Origin of the sequence: Achromobacter sp. ACRQX (assembly GCF_022346505.1) — a bacterium.
Classification (GTDB): Bacteria; Pseudomonadota; Gammaproteobacteria; order Burkholderiales; family Burkholderiaceae_B; genus Achromobacter; species Achromobacter animicus.
In genome coordinates this window covers 121,226-140,999 of sequence record NZ_JAKRML010000003.1, presented here as the reverse complement: position 1 = coordinate 140,999, position 19,774 = coordinate 121,226, and the positions used below count along the sequence as shown (strand labels likewise).

Annotated in this window: 14 protein-coding genes; 1 reads left to right on the top strand and 13 read right to left on the bottom strand. The window is 66.5% G+C overall.

Annotation, left to right across the window (positions count from 1 at the left end; all coding sequences use genetic code 11):
• Window positions 1-21: 21 nt before the first annotated feature.
• The 8 genes from MHZ91_RS04260 to MHZ91_RS04225 form a co-directional block, all read right to left on the bottom strand.
• Window positions 22-1,032 carry a chemotaxis response regulator protein-glutamate methylesterase gene (locus MHZ91_RS04260; protein WP_175121209.1) on the bottom strand — a complete coding sequence of 337 codons (1,011 nt, stop codon included), beginning with the start codon at window positions 1,030-1,032 and terminating at the stop codon, window positions 22-24.
• Window positions 1,029-3,359: a hybrid sensor histidine kinase/response regulator gene (locus tag MHZ91_RS04255; RefSeq protein ID WP_239212601.1), complete on the bottom strand. Its 2,331-nt coding sequence runs from the start codon at window positions 3,357-3,359 to the stop codon at window positions 1,029-1,031. Before MHZ91_RS04255 ends, MHZ91_RS04260 begins: the two co-directional genes overlap by 4 nt.
• Window positions 3,356-4,018, bottom strand: a complete 663-nt coding sequence (locus MHZ91_RS04250; protein ID WP_239212600.1) for a chemotaxis protein CheW — start codon at window positions 4,016-4,018, stop codon at window positions 3,356-3,358. Before MHZ91_RS04250 ends, MHZ91_RS04255 begins: the two co-directional genes overlap by 4 nt.
• Window positions 4,011-5,306, bottom strand: a complete 1,296-nt coding sequence (locus MHZ91_RS04245; RefSeq protein WP_239212599.1) for a protein-glutamate O-methyltransferase CheR — start codon at window positions 5,304-5,306, stop codon at window positions 4,011-4,013. The genes MHZ91_RS04250 and MHZ91_RS04245 overlap by 8 nt, the downstream gene beginning before the upstream one ends.
• Window positions 5,303-5,845, bottom strand: coding sequence for a chemotaxis protein CheW (locus tag MHZ91_RS04240; protein WP_175121205.1), 543 nt, complete (start codon window positions 5,843-5,845; stop codon window positions 5,303-5,305). Before MHZ91_RS04240 ends, MHZ91_RS04245 begins: the two co-directional genes overlap by 4 nt.
• An 8-nt stretch (window positions 5,846-5,853) precedes the next feature.
• Window positions 5,854-7,473, bottom strand: coding sequence for a methyl-accepting chemotaxis protein (locus tag MHZ91_RS04235; RefSeq protein WP_175121204.1), 1,620 nt, complete (start codon window positions 7,471-7,473; stop codon window positions 5,854-5,856).
• 311 nt (window positions 7,474-7,784) lie between these two features.
• Window positions 7,785-9,251, bottom strand: coding sequence for an amidase (locus MHZ91_RS04230; protein ID WP_239212598.1), 1,467 nt, complete (start codon window positions 9,249-9,251; stop codon window positions 7,785-7,787).
• A gap of 238 nt (window positions 9,252-9,489) precedes the next feature.
• The gene (locus MHZ91_RS04225) at window positions 9,490-11,103 is read right to left on the bottom strand and encodes an alpha/beta hydrolase-fold protein (RefSeq protein WP_239212597.1); all 1,614 of its coding nucleotides are present in this window, start codon (window positions 11,101-11,103) and stop codon (window positions 9,490-9,492) included.
• Between the two features lie 166 nt (window positions 11,104-11,269).
• On the opposite strand from MHZ91_RS04225, the gene MHZ91_RS04220 reads away from it, so the two are divergent.
• Window positions 11,270-11,737, top strand: a complete 468-nt coding sequence (locus MHZ91_RS04220; protein WP_239212596.1) for a group III truncated hemoglobin — start codon at window positions 11,270-11,272, stop codon at window positions 11,735-11,737.
• A gap of 12 nt (window positions 11,738-11,749) precedes the next feature.
• Here the strand turns inward: MHZ91_RS04220 and MHZ91_RS04215 are convergent, their stop codons facing one another.
• From MHZ91_RS04215 to MHZ91_RS04195, 5 genes are all read right to left on the bottom strand, one after another.
• Window positions 11,750-14,020: an ATP-dependent DNA helicase gene (locus tag MHZ91_RS04215; RefSeq protein WP_239212595.1), complete on the bottom strand. Its 2,271-nt coding sequence runs from the start codon at window positions 14,018-14,020 to the stop codon at window positions 11,750-11,752.
• Window positions 14,017-15,663 (bottom strand): VRR-NUC domain-containing protein, encoded by a 1,647-nt coding sequence (locus MHZ91_RS04210; protein WP_239212594.1) that lies wholly within the window; start codon window positions 15,661-15,663, stop codon window positions 14,017-14,019. Before MHZ91_RS04210 ends, MHZ91_RS04215 begins: the two co-directional genes overlap by 4 nt.
• 268 nt (window positions 15,664-15,931) lie before the next feature.
• A complete protein-coding gene (locus MHZ91_RS04205; RefSeq protein WP_175121200.1) occupies window positions 15,932-17,251 on the bottom strand; it encodes a cytochrome c in 1,320 nt (439 codons plus the stop codon).
• A 12-nt stretch (window positions 17,252-17,263) separates the two neighbouring features.
• Entirely contained in the window at window positions 17,264-19,039 is a 1,776-nt protein-coding gene (locus MHZ91_RS04200; RefSeq protein ID WP_239212593.1) for a GMC family oxidoreductase, read from the bottom strand.
• A gap of 3 nt (window positions 19,040-19,042) precedes the next feature.
• A complete protein-coding gene (locus MHZ91_RS04195) occupies window positions 19,043-19,756 on the bottom strand; it encodes a gluconate 2-dehydrogenase subunit 3 family protein (protein ID WP_175121198.1) in 714 nt (237 codons plus the stop codon).
• Window positions 19,757-19,774 lie beyond the last annotated feature (18 nt).

The window sequence follows — 19,774 nt, the reverse complement described above, 5'->3', positions numbered from 1 at the left end:
ATGCTAACGATGTGCCGCGGCTCAGGCGAAAGCCTGAATGACGCGGGACGCAATTTGTTCGAGCGGCCGGATTTCCACCGCGGCCTGCATGGCCGCGGCCGCCTTCGGCATGCCATAGACCGCGCTGGTGGCCTGGTCTTGTGCGATGGTCAGGCATCCGCGCTCGCGCAGCGCCTTCAGGCCGCGCGCGCCGTCCTGGCCCATGCCGGTCAGCAGCACGCCGACCGCGACGCCGCGCCAGTGCTGCGCGACGCTATGAAAGAAGACATCGATGGAGGGCCGATACAGGCTTTCGCGCGGGCAATCCGTGTACCGGAGGGTACCATCCTCCAGCAACGTCAGATGGTCATCCGTGCCCGCCAGCAGGATCTGGCCGGGCAACGGCCGTTCGCCTTCGCGCGCCAGCCTGACCGGCAGCGGCACCTGGTCATTGAGCCAGTCCGCCATGCCCGCCGCAAACGACGCGTCCACGTGCTGCACCAGCACGATGCCGGCCGGAAAATCCAGGGGAATGTCGCGCAACAGTTGGGCCAGTGTCGCCGGGCCGCCGGCCGACGCGCCCACCGCGAGCAGCCGGCGCGTGCTGGCGGGCGCCGCAGGCTTGCTGACCGGCGTCAATGCGGCACGATTGCCGTAACGGCCGATCAGCCAGCCGATGTTGCGGATCTTGCGCAACAGCGGGGCCGCCGCGGTGCGCATGTCGGCGGCGCCGACCACCGGCGTGTCCACCGCATCCAACGCCCCGTGACCCATGGCGTCAAAAACGCGCGACGTGTGGCCCGCCACGTCGGAGGTGACCACGACGATTGCGCAGGGGGTTTCGGCCATGATGCGGCGCGTGGCCTCGACGCCATCCATGACGGGCATGATGAGATCCATCAGCACGACATCGGGACGGTCGCGGGCGCATTGCTGGACGGCCTCCAGACCGTCGGACGCCGTCCAGGCGACCTCCAGGCCGGGTTCCAATGTAATGACTCGCCGCAGGACTTCGACGGCGAGGGGCATATCGTTGACGATCCCGATTCTCACGTCCGTGCCTTCCCGATGAGGTCTTCAACGGCGTCGAGCAGCGCATCATCATGGAAGCTGCCCTTGGCCAGATAGTAGTCCGCGCCGGCATCCAGCCCGCGCTGCCTGTCCTCTTCCCGGTCCTTGTACGACACCACCATGACGGGCAGGGTCTGCAGCCTGGGATCCGCCTTGATCCGCGACACCAGCTCGATACCGTCCATGCGCGGCATGTCGACGTCGGTCACGATCAGATCGAAGTCCTCGCTGCGGAGCATGTTCCAGCCATCCATGCCGTCCACGGCGACCGCCACATCGAAGCCGCGGTTCAACAGGAGCTTGCGCTCAAGCTCGCGAACCGTCAATGAATCATCCACCACCAGCACGCGCTTGCGGCGGCGCGTGGCCGCCGCGCCCGACCCGCTGTCGACCCGCGACAGCCGCCCGCCCTCGATCAGCTTCTGGACGGACACCAGCATGTCCTCGACGTCCAGGATCAGGAGCGGCGTGCCGTCATCCATGAGCGATCCCGCCATCACGTCCTGCACCTTGCCCAGGCGGGGATCCAGCGGCTGCACGACCAGCGTGCGCTCGCCCACGTAGCGGTCCACGGCAATGCCGTAGAGCCGGTCATGGTCGCCCACCACCACCACGGACAAGGTATCCGTGGCTGGCGCGGCCTCGCCGGCGCGCAGGATCTGGCGCGCCGACACCAGGCCGATCTGCCGGTCCTGGAACCGGAAATGCTGCTGGCCCTCCAGCTGCTCGATGTCCTGGGCGTCCACTTGCAACGCGTGGCTGACGTACGCCAGCGGAAACGCGTAGATCTCGTTCTGCACCTCGACCAGCAGGCTGCGCACCACCGACAGCGACAGCGGCATCTCCAGCACAAAGCGCGTGCCCCGCCCCTGCTGCTGGTATACCCGTACCGCGCCGCGCAACTGGCGCACCATCGTCTGGACCACGTCCAGCCCAACGCCGCGCCCGGATATCTCGGTCACCTCGTCACGCGTGCTGAAACCCGACAGGAACAGGAATTCCAGCAGCTCAGCTTCGCTCAGGCGCGACGCGGTCTCGGCATTGGTGAGCTTGCGTTCGACGACTTCTTCACGCAGGTGGTCCAGCGAAATGCCGGTGCCGTCGTCGGCCAGTTCAACCAGCAGCATGCCCGCCGAATGGCGCGCCGACAGCGTGATCAGGCCCTCGGCCGGCTTGCCCGCGCGTTCGCGGACGTCGGGCGCCTCGATGCCGTGATCCACGGCGTTGCGCAGCAGGTGCATGAGCGGCGCATCCAGCTTTTCGAGGATGTCCCGGTCCACCTGCGTGTTTTCGCCCTCGATTTCAAGGCGAACCTGCTTGCCCAGCGAACGGCCCAGATCGCGCACCATGCGCGGCATGCCGCCCACGCCGTCGCCAAAGGGCCGCATGCGGCAGGCGAGCGCGGTGTCATAAAGGCGCCGCGTCAGATGATTCATGCGCCAGCCGAATTCGTCGACTTCACTGGCGCGCTGCGTCAGCTCGCGCTGGCATTGTTCAAGGATGCGCTGGGCGTCGTCCAGTGCGGCCTGGCCGCGCGCGTCCAGTTCCTGATCGGCCAGCACGGCCCGCAGGCCGTCCAACGCGTGCGCCGCGCCCGTCTGCATTCGCCGCAACCGCAGCATGGCCGTGCTGAAAGGCCCCACCCATTGCGATTCGACCAGGGTCTCGCTGGACAAGCCCAGCAGGCGGTTCAGCGTGTCGGCGGTCACGCGCAGCACCCGCTCGCCCTCGCCCACGCTGCCGTCCGAACTGCGGCGCGAGGGCACGGTGGCGGGTGCGGGCGGCTTTGCGGCGGCAGCCGGCGCGGCGGCGGCAGGCTCGTCTTCGATCCGCACGATGGGCGGCAGGTAGTCCGACGGCCGCCCCGTGCGCGGGCCTGGCGCCGGCGGCGTGCCGGCCGTGCTGGGCGCCTTGGAGGCGTTGGGCGGATTGGGCGCGCTGCTCAGCCGCGCCACCAGATCGCCGATCTCGGCGTCCAATTCCACGCCCGGCGTCGCGACACGCTGCAGCAGGTCGGTGCCCAGCAGCAAGGCATCGATGTCGGCGGCTTGCAAAAGCAGACGGCCTTCCTGCGCGGCCACCAGGCAGTCTTCCATGGCGTGCGCGATGCGTACGGCCGGATGCAGATCCACGATGCGCGCCGCGCCCTTGAGCGAATGCGCGGCGCGCATGCAGGCTTCAAGGTGCGGCGCGGACGTGGGGTTCTTTTCCAGGGCAAGCAGCCCGTCGTTCAAGACCTGCACCTGGGTGCGGGTCTCGATCTGGAACAGTTCGAGGAGCGAGGCGTCGCGCATCTGATCGGGATTCAAGCGAGGCTCCGTTCCAAAGCCTGCATCAGCAGGGTTTCGTCCAGCACGCCGACGGCGCGGCCGCCGCAGCGCGCCACGCCGCGCGAATACTTCAGGCTTGCGCCCTGCACCGTCGACGGCAGCGGCTCCAGCGCCTCCAGGTCCACTTCGTGCATGCCTTCGACCTCGTCCACGGGCAGCACCACGGCGCGCCCCGCCCCGCCGAAAATCAGCATGCGGGCGGTGGCAGGACGCTCGCGCGCCTGCGGCGCCGCGGCATCCAGTCCCAACAGGCGCGGCAGCGATACGCACACCGTCAGCGTGCCGCGCACGTTGGTCACGCCCAGCACCGCCGGATCGCGCCGGTGCGGCAGGCTGATGATGCCGCGCGTGCCGGCCACCTCGTCCAGCGACCGGGTCGGCAGGCCCATCCATTCGCGGTGCAGCCGGAACACCAGCAGCGAGGACAGATTGGCCGAATGCTGCGGCGGGGCGGCCTCGTCGGCCGCTTCCATGGCGGGCGGCAGGCGGTCCAGGATGCGCTTGGCCGCCGCGGCATACACCGGACAGTTGCGGCAATGCACATGCTCGGCAAGCTGCGGGCAGCTTTTGTCGCCGCGTATCCCGATGCGGTTCCAGCAGTCGTCCACGCCGGACAGGGCTTCGATCGCGTCAGTCACGTCGCGCCTCCCCGCGCGCCGCGCGCGCCTGCAGGCGGCGGGCGCCCTCATGATCGCCATCCGACGCCACCAGCGCGGCCAGATGCAGCAACGCCTCGCGGTGGTTAGGGTCCAGATACAACGCCTTGCGGTACGCGGCCTGCGCCTGCCGCGACTGCCCTTCCGCATCCAGCAGCAGACCTTGCAAATGCAGCGCGTCGGCGCTGGCGCCGTGGATCTCGATGTGCGCCTGGCATTTCGCCATGGCATCGCGCACCCGGCCCAGATCGGCCAGCGCGGCGATCTCGCGCAGCGACGTCTGCGCGGCCAGCCTCGTTGCGGCGGCGGGCGGTGCGGATGGCGTATCGGCAATTGCCGCATGTGGCACCGGCAGCCGCGGCGCGGGCGTCTGCGCGACCGGGCGGCGCGGCGGCGTCCAGGCGTGAACGATCGGACCCTGGCCGGACAGCGGCGCGCGCGCAGCAGCCGGCATCTCTGCCGGCGCTGGCGCAGGCTTGGCGCGGAAGGCAAAGGACCGCGCGAGCGGCACGGCAGGCAGGCGGCGGCTGGTCAGAAGACTGGTTTCGGCCGGTCCCACGAACAGCACACCGTCATCGCGCGCAAACCGGCGCAGCACCTGCACTGCCCGTTCCTGCGTCGCCAGGTCGAAATAGATCAACAGGTTGCGGCAGAACACGAAGTCATACGGCGCGGCGCCCGCCAACAGGTTCGGATCAAACAGGTTGCCCGGCTGGAACCGGACCTGCCCGCGCACGCGCGCAGCCAGTTGATGGCCGTCCGGCACCTCTGAAAAATGGCGATCGCGGAACGCCAGATCGCCTCCGCGAAACGAATTGCGGCCGTACACGGCGCGCTGGGCGAATTCCACCATGCGCACGCTGATGTCGATGGCATCCACATGAAACCGGTGCGACGGAACGCCCGCATCCAGCAGCGCCATGGCAATCGAATACGGTTCTTCGCCGCTGGAACACGGCACACTCAACACGCGCAACATGCGCCCTTCACAGCCAGGCGCGAACAACCGCTCGCGTGCCAGCGCCGCCATCGCATCCTGCGATTCCGGATACCGGAAGAACCAGGTCTCGGGCACGATCACGGCTTCGATCAACTGCTGCATTTCTTCAGGCCAGGCCTGCACGCGCATCAGATAGTCCTGCTCATCGTCCACGCCGGCCGCATGCATCCGGTGCCGCACCGCGCGCTCGACGGCCGCCTGGCCAATGGAGCCGCTGTCCAGTCCCATGCGGCGCTTGAGCAGCCCGCTGAATTCCTCGACCAGGCTCATGGCTGCGCCTCGGCTGCCGACGCGTTGCCGTCAGACGGAAACAGCAGCGCCCGCACGTAGGCGGGCAGCAGATCATTGACCGAAACGGCCTGCACCATGCCTTGCGCGTCGGTCAGGACCGGACCGAGATAACGCGCCTCGGCATTGTCCAGCGCATGCGGCTGAAACCCCGACGGGTCGTAGTGGACGGTTTCGGTGGCCTGTTCCAGGATCAGCCCAAGCAGCCGCTCGGCGTCAGAGTGTTCCGGCCGGTATCGCACCAACGCCACGCGCGTGCTGGTGACGGCGGCGAACGTGCCCGCGCCGGCCAGCGCGCTCATGTCGATGACCGGCACGGCAACGCCGCGGCGCTCCATCAAGCCCGCCACCCAATGGGGTGCACCCGGCACCTGCTTGAAGACGCGCAGCCCCAGCACTTCGGCAATATCCCCGGCGTCCAGCGCATAGCGATCCGCGCCAATTCTGAAAAGCAGGTACAGCCGGCGCGCGGAGCCGGCGTGGCTCGCGGCAGCGCGGGCGCGGACGGCAGGAGCAGTCATGGACGCGATCACACCTTGAAGCGCGACACGCCGCTGCGCAGGTCGTTGGCCACCAGTGTCAGCTCTTCAATGGCAAGGCTGGACTGCCGCAACGACTCCACCGTCTGCTGGGCCGCGTCGCTGAGCTGCTGCAGGGCCTGGTTGATCTGCTCGGCCCCGGTGGCTTGCGCCTGCATGCCTTCGTTGACCATCTGCACGCGCGGCGCCAGCGTCTGCACCTGCTGGATGATCTGCGAGAGCTGGTCGCCCACCTGCTGCATGTCGGCCATGCCGCGGCGCACTTCCTCGGAAAACTTGTCCATGCCCATGACACCGGCCGACACCGACGACTGGATCTCGCGCACCATCTGCTCGATGTCGTAGGTCGCCACCGCGGTCTGGTCGGCAAGGCGGCGGATTTCGGTGGCCACCACCACGAAGCCGCGGCCGTACTCGCCCGCCTTCTCGGCCTCGATCGCCGCGTTCAGCGACAAGAGGTTGGTCTGATCGGCCACCTTCGTGATGGTCGTCACGACTTGCGTGATATTGCCGGCCTTTTCATTCAGCACCGCCAGCTTGGCGTTGACCGAGCCCGCCGCGCCCACCACGTTGCGCATCGTGTCTTCCATGCGCGCCAGGCCCACCTGACCGCTACCGGCCAGCGTGGCCGTCTGCTCAGCCGCGCTGGAGACTTCGGTCATGGTGCGCACCAGTTCGCGGGAGGTCGCCGAGATCTCGCGCGACGTCGCGCCGATTTCGGTGGTGGTGGCGGCGACTTCCGACGCGGTGGCCTGCTGCTGTTTGGAAGTTGCGGCAATTTCGGTCACCGACGTGGCCACCTGCACGGCCGAGCGCTGCGTCCGGCCGACCAGGCCGGTCAGCTCGTCGACCATGCCGTTGAAGCCGGTCTCGATGGCGTTGAATTCGTCGTTGCGCGCCAGCTTCAGCCGCCGCGTCAGGTCGCCTCCGCCCGTCGCTTCCAGCGTCTTCACGATGTCGTGCATGGGGTTGGCAATGGCGCGCATCAGCAGGTAGCCGCACACGATGGACGCGGCAATCGCCATCAGCAGGGACACCAGCATTCCGGTCTCGGCCGACTCCACGGATTTCTGGATGCTCACCGCAGCATCATCCGCCTGCTTCTTGTTTTCGATCACCATCCTGGCCAGGATGTCGCGCCCCCGATAAAACGACGGCCGCAACTCGGTCAGGATCCGCGTCTGCGCCCGCGCCGGATCCGCCAGCAGGGCCGGCGTCAGGATGTCGGCGCGGATGCGCTTGTACTCCAGCAATTCCTTCTGGAAGTCGTCGAACATCTGCTGGTCGTCCTGCCGGGCGATGGTGCGCCGGTAGAAGTCGATGTGTTCCTCAAGCTGCTGGTCGTTGCGCGGCAGGGCTTCCAGCGCGGCGCGGCGCTCGGCCTCGGTCGGCGCATTGAAGGCGTCCTGCACGACGACGAAGCCGGCGAACCATGCTGCCCGGATCGACGTGCTGTAGTAGATGCCGGGCACGGCGTCGGTGTTGATCATCTGCGCTTCCGCTTCGACATCCAGAAGCCGCCGGTAGTCCACCACCACCATCAACGTCATGATGGCAAGAATGGCCAGAAAACTGGCCATGATTCTTTGGCGGAGCGTCACATTCTTCATACCGGGAGACCTTTGTACTGTATCGACTCGTCGACGCCCTGCCGGGACGCCCCTGGGTATTTCCCCGCCGGCAATCAGCGCATTCCTGCTCGAATGTGGGAAATTTCGACAATTATTACAAAGGTGCCGCATCACAGCCATGAAAAACGCAGGAAAACGCAAAACATGGCTAGCTTGTCGGGAAAATGCAAAGTTCTATTACATAAAATCAAGCGGCCTTTGTTAGCGGTGGTACGCCGGCAGCTGAACCGGCGATGCTTCCGGAGCGGCCGGCAGGTCAGCCGGCGAAATTTACAGACGCGGCAGGCGGGTCAGCCCGCAGCCTCCCACAGCGCAACCGGCGGCCTGTCCTGCACCCAATCACGCGCCTTTTCGTACGCATGGGCCAGTTGCAGCACGGCAAGATCGCCGCGCGGCGGACCGATAAGCTGCATGCCCATCGGCAGCCCTTCAGCGTTAAAGCCCACGGGCACGCTGATGACCGGGCAACCGGCCAGCGTCCACGGCGTGACGGTCTCCATCCAACGGTGATACGTATCCATCGGCCGGCCCGCGATCTCCTTGGGCCAATCCAGGTTCACGTCGAACGGAAACACCTGCGCCGACGGCACCGCCAGGAAGTCGACGTCTTCAAACATGCGCAGCACCGTCTGATACCACGCGCTGCGTTCCTCGGTCGCCTGATAGATCTGGCGGGCGGTCAAGCCCTCCAGTCCCTCGACCTCCCAGATCAGCGCGGACTTGACCAGCTTGCGCGTCTCGGGATTGTTGACCAGGGCATGGAACTGCCCGCCCACCATCAGGTGGCGGTGCGCCAGCCAGATACGCCATAGCCGGTCGCCCGCAAAAGGCACCTGGTAGTCATCGACCTGGCAACGCGCGGTCTCCAGATCCTTCAAGGCCGCTTCGCAGAGATCCAGGATGCCGGGTTCCATCGCCAGGTAGCCGCCCCAATCGCCCAGCCAGCCCACGCGCTTGCCGGACAAGTCCGCATCCAGCGGCTGCGCGTATTGCGCCGGATCGTCCGTCAGCGACAGCGGCGCGCGTTTGTCGTGGCCGGCGATCACCGACAGCAGCAAGGCCACGTCGCGCGGCGTGCGACCCATGGGGCCTTCGTAGGAAAGCTGCTTCAGGAAGACTTCGGGCGACGGACCGGACGGCACACGCCCGGCCGACGGGCGCATCCCATACACGTTGCAGAACGCCGCGGGATTGCGCAACGAGCCGCCGAAGTCGCTGCCGTCGGCCACGGGCAGCATGCGCGCCGCCAGCGCCGCCGCCGCGCCGCCGCTGCTGCCGCCGGCCGTCTTGGTGACGTCATACGGATTGCCGGTGGCGCCATAGACCTTGTTGTAGGTGTGCGAGCCCAGGCCAAATTCCGGCACATTGCTGCGGCCGATGAAGATCGCGCCGGCGGCGCGCATGCGCTCGACCAGAATCGAATCGTGCGCCGTCACCACGTCCTTATAGACCAGCGACCCCATCGACGTGACCATGCCCCGCACGGCGGTCAGGTCCTTGGGGGCCTGCGGCATGCCGTGCAGCCATCCCTGCCACTGCCCCGCGGCCAACTGCGCATCCCGCGCATCGGCCTCGCGCAGCAGCTCGTCGCTATCGCGGCGCGCGACGATGGCATTCAGCTTGGGATTGACCCGGTCGATATGCGCCAGGTACGCCTGCATCACTTCACGGCAGGACACCCGGCGGCTGCGGATGGCATCCGACAGCGCGTGCGCGGGCATGGCCACGATGTCATTGAGCGGGGCGGGGGTAGGCATGGGCGTTCGTCTCCTTGGCGCGCGCCGCGGATCCGCCGGGCGCGTATTGTCATTGGGCGCAGCGCGGCGGCCAGCCGCGCGCATCGCGACAATACTACGCAAATCGGCAACGCCGCGCCCAGGGCATGAAGGCTGCCGCGCGCCGCGGACACCGGCAGGACACCGGCAGGACAACGGCAGGACAACGGCAGGACAACGGCAGGACAACGGCAGCTTGCCGCGCCGCCCGGCGCCCCGTCTACTGCCGCGCCACACCGTTCTTGCCGATCAATTCCAGCAACCCGTCCGACAAGGTTCCGCGCCAGCTCAGGTAATCGTGGCCACCCGCCACCTCGCGATGGGTCACGATATACCCCTTGGCTCGCAGCACGTCGCGCAGATGGCGGTTGGTTTCCAGGATGCCGGGCTGGCCGCCGCGCCCCGATTCAAACAGGCCCGCGCCCAGGAAGAACCGCACCGGCAGCGTGCGCACCGCCACGAATTGCCGCGTCAGCCACTGGTCTTCCTCGCCGGGCGGCGACCACCAGTACGAGCCGGACTGGCTCAGCACATTGCCGAAGACTTCGGGATGACGCAACGCCGCATACGACGACGCCAGGCCGCCATAACTTGACCCGCCAATCACCGTGCGTGCCGCGGGCGCTGCAATGCCCTGCTTGCGCGCCCACGGCATGAGCTCGCGCGCCAGGAAGTCGGCGAAATCCGGATTGGGCGGCAACTCGCGGCCGCGCGAGTCTGCGGTGGGGTTGTCGATCAGCACGGCCGCAGTCGGGGGAATGACGCCGGCCGCGATCATGTTGTCCAGGATGGTGGGGGTGGGCACGCGTCCCAGATAGGCGCCTGCGTCGAACAGCACCAGCACGTGGTTGTCCGGGCCATCGGGCTTCCAGCCCGCCGGCCGGTACAGATGAATCGTGCGCGTATTGCCCAGGATGTCGCTACGCAGTTCCAGCGCCTCGACACTGCCGGCGGGCACGCCCGCGCGCGGCTCGACCCACGGCTGCGGCGGCGCGTCCGCCAGTTCCAGCACCGAATAGGTCTGGAACGCGTCGATGCCGCGTTCGGGATAGACCTTGGGATTGTTGGGGTCGGCCTGCGCCGTGGCGAGAATCGCGCGCCGCCGCGCCATGCCGGTCCCCGGCAGCTCCGGCACATCGGGCGCCAACCGGTAAGACAGGCGGGCCGTCTTGGGCACCAGGAAGCTCACGTACCAGACGTCGGAATCGCCCAGCTGCGACAGCTGCGCGTGGTCCGTTGACGGACCGCCGAAGAGGCGCACGTTACGTTCCGCGCCCTGCCACAAGAAGGTCACACGGTCGTGCGTGGCGTTTGCCGGCTCGATCAGCGGCGTGCCCTGCCGCTTCATCTCTTCCCAGAACGTGGCCGTCGTGCCGCCCTGCGACAACGTCTGGGCCAGCGCGGCCAGGCGCGGGCTGTCCAGCGTGGGCGCCGGCGCATGCTGTTCGGCCAGCGGCAGGCGTTCGGTCACGGACCATTCATACGCACCCTGCCCCTGCGCCCGTACGGTATAGACGCCATCGGCCGGCCCCACCAGCATCAGCACGCCGGCCGGCTTTTCGCGGTCGCTCAGGCGGCGGACATGGCGCCCTTGCGGGTCCAGCAGATCCAGCGTCACGCCGCTGTCCGCCGACCACGTTCCCGCCACGAATTCACCCTTTTGCATGGGGAGCGGCTTGTCGGCATGGCCCTGCGGCATGACCGCGCCTTGCGCTGACTGTGCAACCGCCAGGCCCGGCGCTGTCGCAGCCAGCGCAGCCGTTAATGCCGCTTTCAACGCAACGGCCATTGCCGTCGAAGTCAGGCCATTGCGCCGCCCGTTCATCTGTCGCATATCCATCCGCCTTAATAAGAATGGATATCATTATTGCCGAAAACGAATTCCTGTCCCGTCCGAGCACGCGTCCGAATAAATTACGCCGCGCCGTTTGAGCCATATCAACCCGCGTGCTTCCACCCTCGCCCTAAGATCGCCTCCTGCCCCCCGCCCGGAGACCATCTTGACCACGCACGACATCGCCAGCGATACCGCCACCGCCGACATCTGCACCGAAGCCGAAATCCAGGACCTGGTCCATACCTTCTACGCCAAGGCGCGCGCCGACGAAGCGCTCGGGCCCATCTTCAACGGCATGGTCCACGACTGGGACGAACACCTGGCCACGCTCTCGGACTTCTGGTCAGCCGTTATCCTGGGCACGCGGCGGTTCACCGGCATGCCCATGCCCAAACACGCGGCCATGCCCAACCTGAAAGCCGAGCTTTTCGAACGCTGGCTGGTCCTCTTTGGCGAGACCACCGACGCCCTGCCGAATCGCGCCCTGGCCGATGCCGCGCAGGAAATGGCCAAGCGCATGGCGCGCAGCCTCTGGTACGGCTATCAGTTGTCGCGCGATCCCAACCAGCCGCTGACCGAACTCCGCTCGCCGGCGCATCCCGCACCACATCCCGAAGCGCGCCCCGCCTAGCGGCTCGCGCGATCAGTCCACCCGCCACCACCCCGGCAACAGCCCGCGCACCTTGGCGCGCCGATAGCGGTCATCGATGAGGTGCACGGTGCCCTCATCGTGTTCGGTCCGGATGACCCGGCCCGCCGCCTGCACCACCTTCTGCATGCCCGGGTACAGATACGTATAGTCGTACCCGTTCTCTTCGCCATAACGCATGTCCATGGCGCGCTTCATGTTTTCGTTCACGGGATTGACCTGCGGCAGCCCCAGCGTGGCGATGAACGCGCCGATCAGCCGCTTGCCCGGCAAGTCCACGCCTTCCGAGAACGCGCCGCCCAGCACCGCGAATCCTACGCCCTGCCCCGTCTCGGTAAACCGCGCCAGAAAGGCCGCACGCCCCGGCTCGTCCATGCCGGGCGTCTGCAGCCAGATCGGCACCTGCGGATGGCGCTCCCGCATCAGGTCCGTTACGCGCTTCAGATAGTCAAAGCTGCTCAGAAAGCCCAGGTAATTGCCCGGCCGCTCGTCGTACTGGCGCGCGATCAGGTCCGCGATGGGCGCCAGCGAACGCTCGCGATCGCGAAAGCGCGTGGATACGTTGCCCACCACGCGCACGGCCAGCTGCCCCGCCTGAAACGGCGCGGCCACATCGATCCAGGGCGTGTCCTTGGGCAGCCCCAGCGTGTCCCGGTAGAACTGTTGCGGACTGAGCGTGCCGGAAAACAGCACCGTCGCATGCGCCGTCGCGTAGCGCGCCGCCAGATACGGCGCAGGAATCACATTGCGCACACACAGCGTCGACGGCGGCGTCTTGGCGCTGCTGACACCCGCCTCGCCCAGCGTCACGTCAAACAGCGCGTGGGAGCCGAACTGTTCCGCCAGCCGCATGAAATGCAGTGCCTCGAAATAGAACCCCAGCAACGGATCGTCCTGCGGCAGCGGCGTCTGGCCGATGAACTCGGTGATGGCCGCCACGGCCTTCTGTACTGCCGTCAGCACACCGGCTGGCGCCGCGTCGTACGCCTGATAGCGTTCCGTCTGCTTTTTGTTCAGCGCGTTCCACGACCGGTGCAGCCCGTCCAGCGGCTTTTTAAGCGCCTTGGGCGCCGCATACCGCGCGGCGGTCAGCCGGTTCTGGTCGAGCTCGCCCGTGTACATGCGGCGCGCGCGGTCGACCAGGTTGTGCGCCTCGTCGACCAGCACGGCCACCTTCCACTGATGCGCCTGCGTCAGCGCATGCAGCATGGCCGTGGCATCGTAGTAATAGTTGTAGTCGCCCACCACCACGTCGCTCCAGCGGATCAGCTCCTGCGACAGGTAATACGGACACACCTCGTGTTCAAGCGCGATGGCGCGCGCGGTAGGCGCGTCCAGCCGCGTGTGTTCAACCGCTGCGGCGCGGGCCTGCGGCAGACGATCGTAGAAGCCGCGCGCCAGCGGGCAGGAGTCGCCGTGGCAGGCCAGATCGGGATGCACGCAGCTCTTGTCGCGCGCTTGCAGATCCAGAATCCGCAAGCCTGGCTTGGCGGGCTGCGCATTGATGGTTTCCAGCGCCTCCACCGCCAGACCGCGGCCCGATCCTTTGGCCGCCAAAAAGAACACCTTGTCCAGGCCCGTACCCGGACTCGCCTTGAGCAGCGGAAATATCGTGCCCAGCGTCTTGCCGATGCCCGTAGGAGCCTGCGCCATCAGGCAGCGGCCATCGCGCGCCGTGCGGTAGACGGCCACCGCCAGATCGCGCTGCCCGGCTCGGAACTCGCCATGCGGAAACGCCAGCGCCTCAAGCGCCGCGTCGCGCGCCTGCCGGTGCGCCAGTTCCGTCTTGGCCCACGCCAGAAACCGTTCGCATTGCAGTTGGAAGAACGCAGCCAAGTCCGCAGCCTCGTGCGTTTCCACCAGCACGGTTTCTTCCTCGGTCGCGACGTTGTAGTACACCAGCGCCACCCGCACGTTCGCCAGGCCGCGCGCCTGGCACAGCAGATGGCCGTACACCTTTGCCTGCGCCCAATGCACCACGCGGTGATTCTCGCGCACGCTGTCGAACTGCCCGCGGTAGGTCTTGATCTCTTCGAGCTGATTGGCCGCCGGGTCGTAGCCGTCGGCCCGCCCGCGCACCAGCAGATCGCCAAACACGCCCGACAAAGACACTTCGGTTTCGTAGTCCGGCCCGCGCCGCCCTGTCACTGCCGCGTGCCCCGCCATGCCTTCCAGGCCGCTGGGCGCAGGCGTAAAACGCAGGTCAAGATCGCCGGCCCGCGCCGTGAATTCGCACAACGCCCGAACCGCCACCGCGTAGCTCATGCGGCCTCCTGCAACCAGCTCACGTGGCATACGCGCACAGGCATGCCGTGCGCCACGCAGTACTGCAGCCAGCGGATCTGGTTGTCCTGCAGCTTGTCGCCGGGTCCCTTCACCTCGATCAGTTCATAACGGCGCTCGGCCGGCCAAAACCGCACCAGGTCCGGCAGACCGGTCCGGTTGCCCTTCACGTCGCGCAGCAGACGCGTAAAGAACAGCTTCAGATGCGCAGCCGGCAGGCAGTCCAGCGCCTGCGCCAGCAACGTTTCGGACAAGGCGCCCCAGAACACGAACGGCGACTGCAAGCCCGCCTTGTCGGCGTACCGTCGAAGAATGACGTCGCGATAGGCGGGGGTATCCAGCTGCGCCAGACAGGCCGCGAAGTGCGCCTGCCGCCGCGCGTGGAAATCGGGTGCTTCCAGGTCGGCGGGCCCGCGTTGAAAAGGATGAAAGAACGCCCCTGGCAACGGCGCGAACACGGCCGGCCAGCACAGCAAACCGAACAGCGAATTGATCAGCGCGTTCTCGACGTAATGCACCGGCGCGTCGGCGTGATGCAGGTGATCGCGCGTCACGTACTCGACCGAGGATGGATGCGCCGGGCGGACCAGCGCCAGTTCCGTGCGCGGCAGGATGGGCGCTGCCGCACGCGCCGCCGCGCCCTGCCCCAGCCCGCGACGCAGCCGCGGCATCATGCGCGCTACGCGTTGGCTTTCCTCTTCGCTTTCGGGCGCGTTCGCCGCCGTCATGGCCAGCGCCATCGCGTCTTCAAACCGCTGCATCCGTTCATACACACGGATGCGCCGATGCCGCGCGCCGGGATAGCCGCAGGCCGCGTACACGCGCTGGGCGGCTTCCCAATCCTGCGCACGCTCGCAGGCTTGTCCGATACGCAGCAACACCTTGGCGCGGCGCTTTTCCAGCCAGGCGTTTCCACTGACACAATCCTCTGCCGCGCGCAGCAGGTCGTCCACGGCCACGCCGTCGTCCAGCGCCTGCCTGCACGCATGCAACGCGAGATAACAGTCCACGTCAGCCCGCGTCTGAAACGCCCGCGACGCCGCATCGAACGGCACGGTCTCGTATTGGAATACGCCCAGGTCCGCCAGCACGAACTCCGACCAATCCTGGTGCAGATTGCCAAAAAACATGAGGCGCAGCCGTTCGCAGCGGTCCGCCACCATCACGCGCCAGACGGCTTCCAAGGAATCGGGCGCCCAGCCGCAGAACGGCCGGGCGTCGGGCATGTCCGCCCGCAGCGTCTCCAGCATGTCGGCCTTGCGCAGGCCCGGCCTGGCTGCCGCCTGCGATGCGAACACGCGGCACAGTTCGGGCTTGGTCAATAGTGCAAACAGTTCATCCAGCGACATCGGCGCCCGCGTGTCCAGCCACCCTAGCGCTTCCAGTGCCGCGGCCGCCTCTTCGACGGCCGGGATCTCTTCGTACACCAGCCGGCTGGCCCGAAACCACGGCCCGCGCCGCATCAGCATGCGCACCATCAACGCCTGCGACGCCTGCGGCAACGCCGCGAAATCCGCCAGAAAGCGGCAATCGTCATCGTCCAGCAGGTCGGCGTAGCGGTCCGAGACCCACGCCAGCGCGCGCTGGAAATTGTGCAGATAGTAGTAACGGTGGGCGGGCAACATCGGCGGCGGCCGGACGGACTGTTTATTTATCCAGTAATCATAGCAGGCCGGCCTGTCCGGATTCTGTCGAAGCGTGCCTGACGATGGTCAGCCCTCTTCTTCTTCGGGCCCCACGAAATACGCCGTGATGGCGTCGTACTCGGCGTCGCTGGTGAGCCCCGCAAGAAACCCGCGCATGAAAAACGGCGCTGAAAAGCCTCAAGCTCTCCAGCGCCGTTTGCCATCCCGCCGGCAAAGCGGCGGGACCGTCGATCACGACATCGTCACATCACTGCGCGCGCACCGGCTGCGGCGCCGCGCCGATGTCCTTACGCACCTTGGCCACGTCGGACGCGCTGACTGCCGCGCCCTTGTTGCCCCAGCTCGACCGCACAAAGCTCACCACGTCGGCGACTTCCTTGTCGGTCATGCGCCAGTCAAAGCCCGGCATCGCGTACGCAGTCGGGGCCGACGCCGTGCCCGGCATCTGCGCGCCCTTGAGCACGATGTGGATCAACGAGGCCGGATCGGCCGAGTTGACCGTCGAGCTCAACGCGAGCTGCGGGAAGGTCTCGGTATAGCCCTTGCCCGTGCTGCGATGGCAAGCCGCGCAGTTGTTCAGGAAGGCCATGGCGCCATCGCTCTTGTCCTTGCCGGTGCGCAGCGCATTCGCCACGGACTCGTCATAGGCCAGCGGTTTGGTGGCGTCCTTGTTCACCGGCGGCAGGCTCTTCAGATACACCGCGATGGCGTTCAGGTCGTCGTCCGTCAGGTGCTGCGTGCTTTCCTCGACCACTTGCGCCATGCCGCCGAACGCTGCCGAATGCCCGTTGCGTCCGGACTTCAGGAAGGCAGTAATGTCTTCCTTGCTCCAGGCGCCCAGGCCGTCGGTCGCGTCGCCGCGCAGGTTCTTGGCCAGCCAGCCTTCGACCACGCCGCCCGACAGGAAGGCCGAGCCATCCGCGTCCGTCAGCGCCTTTTCCTGCAACGCCACGCCGCGCGGCGTGTGGCAGGTGCTGCAATGGCCCAGGCCTTCAACGAGGTACTGGCCGCGCAGCAGCGCCTGCTTGTCCGCGCCGCTCGTGTTCACCGTAACAGGCGCCGTCGCGACATCCGGCGCGAACATCCAGCGCCACACCGTCAACGGCCAGCGCATCGACATCGGCCAGACGATGTCGGTGTCCTTGTTTTCCTGCTTCACGGGCTCGACGCCGTGCATGAAGTAGGCATACAGGGCCTTCACATCCTCCGGCGTGACCTTGGCGTACGCGGTGTACGGCATGGCCGGGTACAGCGAATGTCCGTCCTTGGCCACGCCGTGGCGCACGGCCCGGTCGAAGTCCTCGTACGAATAATTGCCGATACCCGTTTCCTTATCCGGCGTGATGTTCGTCGAATAGATCATGCCCAGCGGCGAATCGATGCCCAGACCGCCGGCAAAGGGCTTGCCGCCCGAGGCCGTGTGGCAGGCGATACAGTCGCCGGCGCGCGACAGATACTCGCCCTGCTTGATCATCTGCGCGTCGGTCGATGCGGGCGTGCCATCGGCCGCGAACGCGGCGCTGGCAACGAGGGCCGAGAAGGCCGCAACAATGGTTTGCTTGATCATTGTTCCGTCTCCTTAAGCCTGGACCAGCGGGCCGGGGTTCTTCAGGTACTGCTCGCGGATCGCCTGGGCAGACCAGTAGGCCAGCGCGCCAACCAGACCGGTCGGGTTGTAGCCCATGTTCTGCGGGAACACGCAGGCGCCCATCACGAACACGTTCGGCACGTCCCAGCTCTGCAGGTACTTGTTGACCACGCTTTCCTTGGGGTTCGAGCCCATGATGGCGCCGCCCGTGTTGTGCGTGCTCTGGTAGACGCGCGTGTCGTAGCGCGCGCCCTTCTTGCGCACGGCCACGAAATGCTTTTCAGGATTCATGGCCTTGGCCACGGTCTCCATGCGCTTGCCCATGTAACCCAGCATGTCGAACTCGTTGTCGTGCCAGTCGAACGTCATGCGCAAGAGCGGCTGGCCATAAGCGTCCTTATAGGTCGGATCGAGCGACAGGTAGGCATCGCGGTACGACATCACCGAACCGGAAATGCCGATCGTCATAAAGCGCTGATACGCATCCTGCACGCCCGCCTTCCAGGCCGTGCCCCACGTCGGGGTGCCCGGCGTCGTCGGCGTCTGCTTGATCGGACGGCCACCGTAGCGCACGTGGCGGATGCTGGCGCCGCCCAAAAAGCCCAGCGGGCCGTGGTCAAACTGGTCGCCGTTCAGGTCGTCCATACCCACGCCGCCGGCGCCGGTGCCGACAAACGGGTTCAACTGCGTACCCTTGGGCAGCAGCACGTTGACCGCGCCGTTCATCTGGTAGGCGTAGTTCTTGCCGACCACGCCTTCGTTGGTCTTCGGGTCATACGGCTTGCCGATACCCGACAGCAGCAGCAGACGCACGTTGTGCATCTGGTAAGCCGACAGGATCACCAGATCGGCAGGCTGATCGACCTCGTTGCCGTCCGCGTCGATGTAGGTCACGCCAACGGCCTTCTTGCCGGTCGAATCCAGATTGACCTTGATGACCTGCGCACGCGTGCGCAGCTCGAAGTTCGGCTTCTTCAGCAGCACCGGCAGAATGGTGGTCTGCGGCGAGGCCTTCGAATACATGTAGCAGCCGTAGTTCTCGCAGAAGCCACAGAAATTGCAGGGGCCAAGGCGCACGCCGTACGGGTTGGTGTACGGACCCGACGCGTTGGCCGCGGGGGTGGGATACGGGTTGAAGCCGACTTCGCGCGCGGCCTTCTCGAACAGCGAAGCGCCGTAGGTCGTGGCCAGCGGCGGCAGCGGGAATTCCTTGCTGCGCTTGCCTTCCAGCGGATTGCCGCCTTCGACGATCTTGCCGTTCAGGTTGCCGGCCTTGCCCGACGTGCCGCACACGTATTCGAACTTCGAGAAGTACGGTTCCAGTTCGTCGTAGGTCACGCCGAAGTCCTGGATCGTCATGCCTTCCGGAATGAACTTCTTGCCATAGCGCGTTTCATAGCGCGTGCGCAGTTCCAGTTCTTCGGGCAGCACGCGGTAGTGCATGCCGTTCCAGTGAAAGCCCGCGCCGCCCACGCCCGTGCCCAGCAGGAACGAGCCGTTCTGGCGGTACGGCACGGCCACGTCATCCACGCCGTGGCGGATCGTCACGGTTTCCTTGGACAGATCCTGGAACAGATAACCCCGCACCGAATACTTCAGCTCGTCGATCACCTTGGGGTATTCCGCGTCCTTCGGCGTATCCTGCATGCCGCCGCGCTCCAGCGCCAGCACCTGCAGCCCCGCTTCGGTCAGCTCCTGACCCAGGATCGCGCCGGTCCAGCCGAATCCGACCAGTACCGCATCAACTTTGTCTTTCTTGATCGCCATGATTTAACCCTTCTCCCCAGAGATCGACACGGGGCCATAGGGATACTTCACGTTGGGCTGGTCGACCCAGTCCATGAAATCGGCGCGCGCGCCGGGAAAGCCCACCATCTTCCAGCCCACCATGTTCTTGTTGCCGCCGTAGATCGGATCGGCAAAGAAACCTTCCTTGGTGTTGGCCAGCAGGAAACTGAAGAACGTCTTGGACGGCACGGATTCGAATGCGATCTTGCCCGACTGCAGATCCTTCAGGATCTGTTCCTGCAAGGCCTTGTCCAGTTCAGCGTACGCCTTGCCATGCGTCTTCACGCACCAGGCATCACAGGCCTCGATGCCGTTGCGGTAGACCTGGCGGGGATTCTGATCGAGCTGGTAACCCAGTTCCGGCACCTGATCGGTGTGGAACGGCCCGTCCATGTACCACAGCTTGCCGTGGCCGAAAGGCGTTTCCATCTGACGGTCGATGAACTCGGGCACACCGGCCACGATGGCGCCGGGGCCATACTCGTCGGCGGGAATCAGGTGATCCACCGCGGCAACGATGAAGGCCCATTCGGCCTTGGTGAAATAGGTGGGCTCGTAGGGCTTGGCCGCCTTTGCGGCGTTGCCGTCGGCGGCGTTGGTACAGCCGACAGTCAGGCCGCCGATCGCCAGCGTCGACGCTGGCACAATGGCCATCGTTTGCAGAAACCGCCGGCGCGGCTGTGCGTCATCAGTCATGGACATCTCCGTGAATAC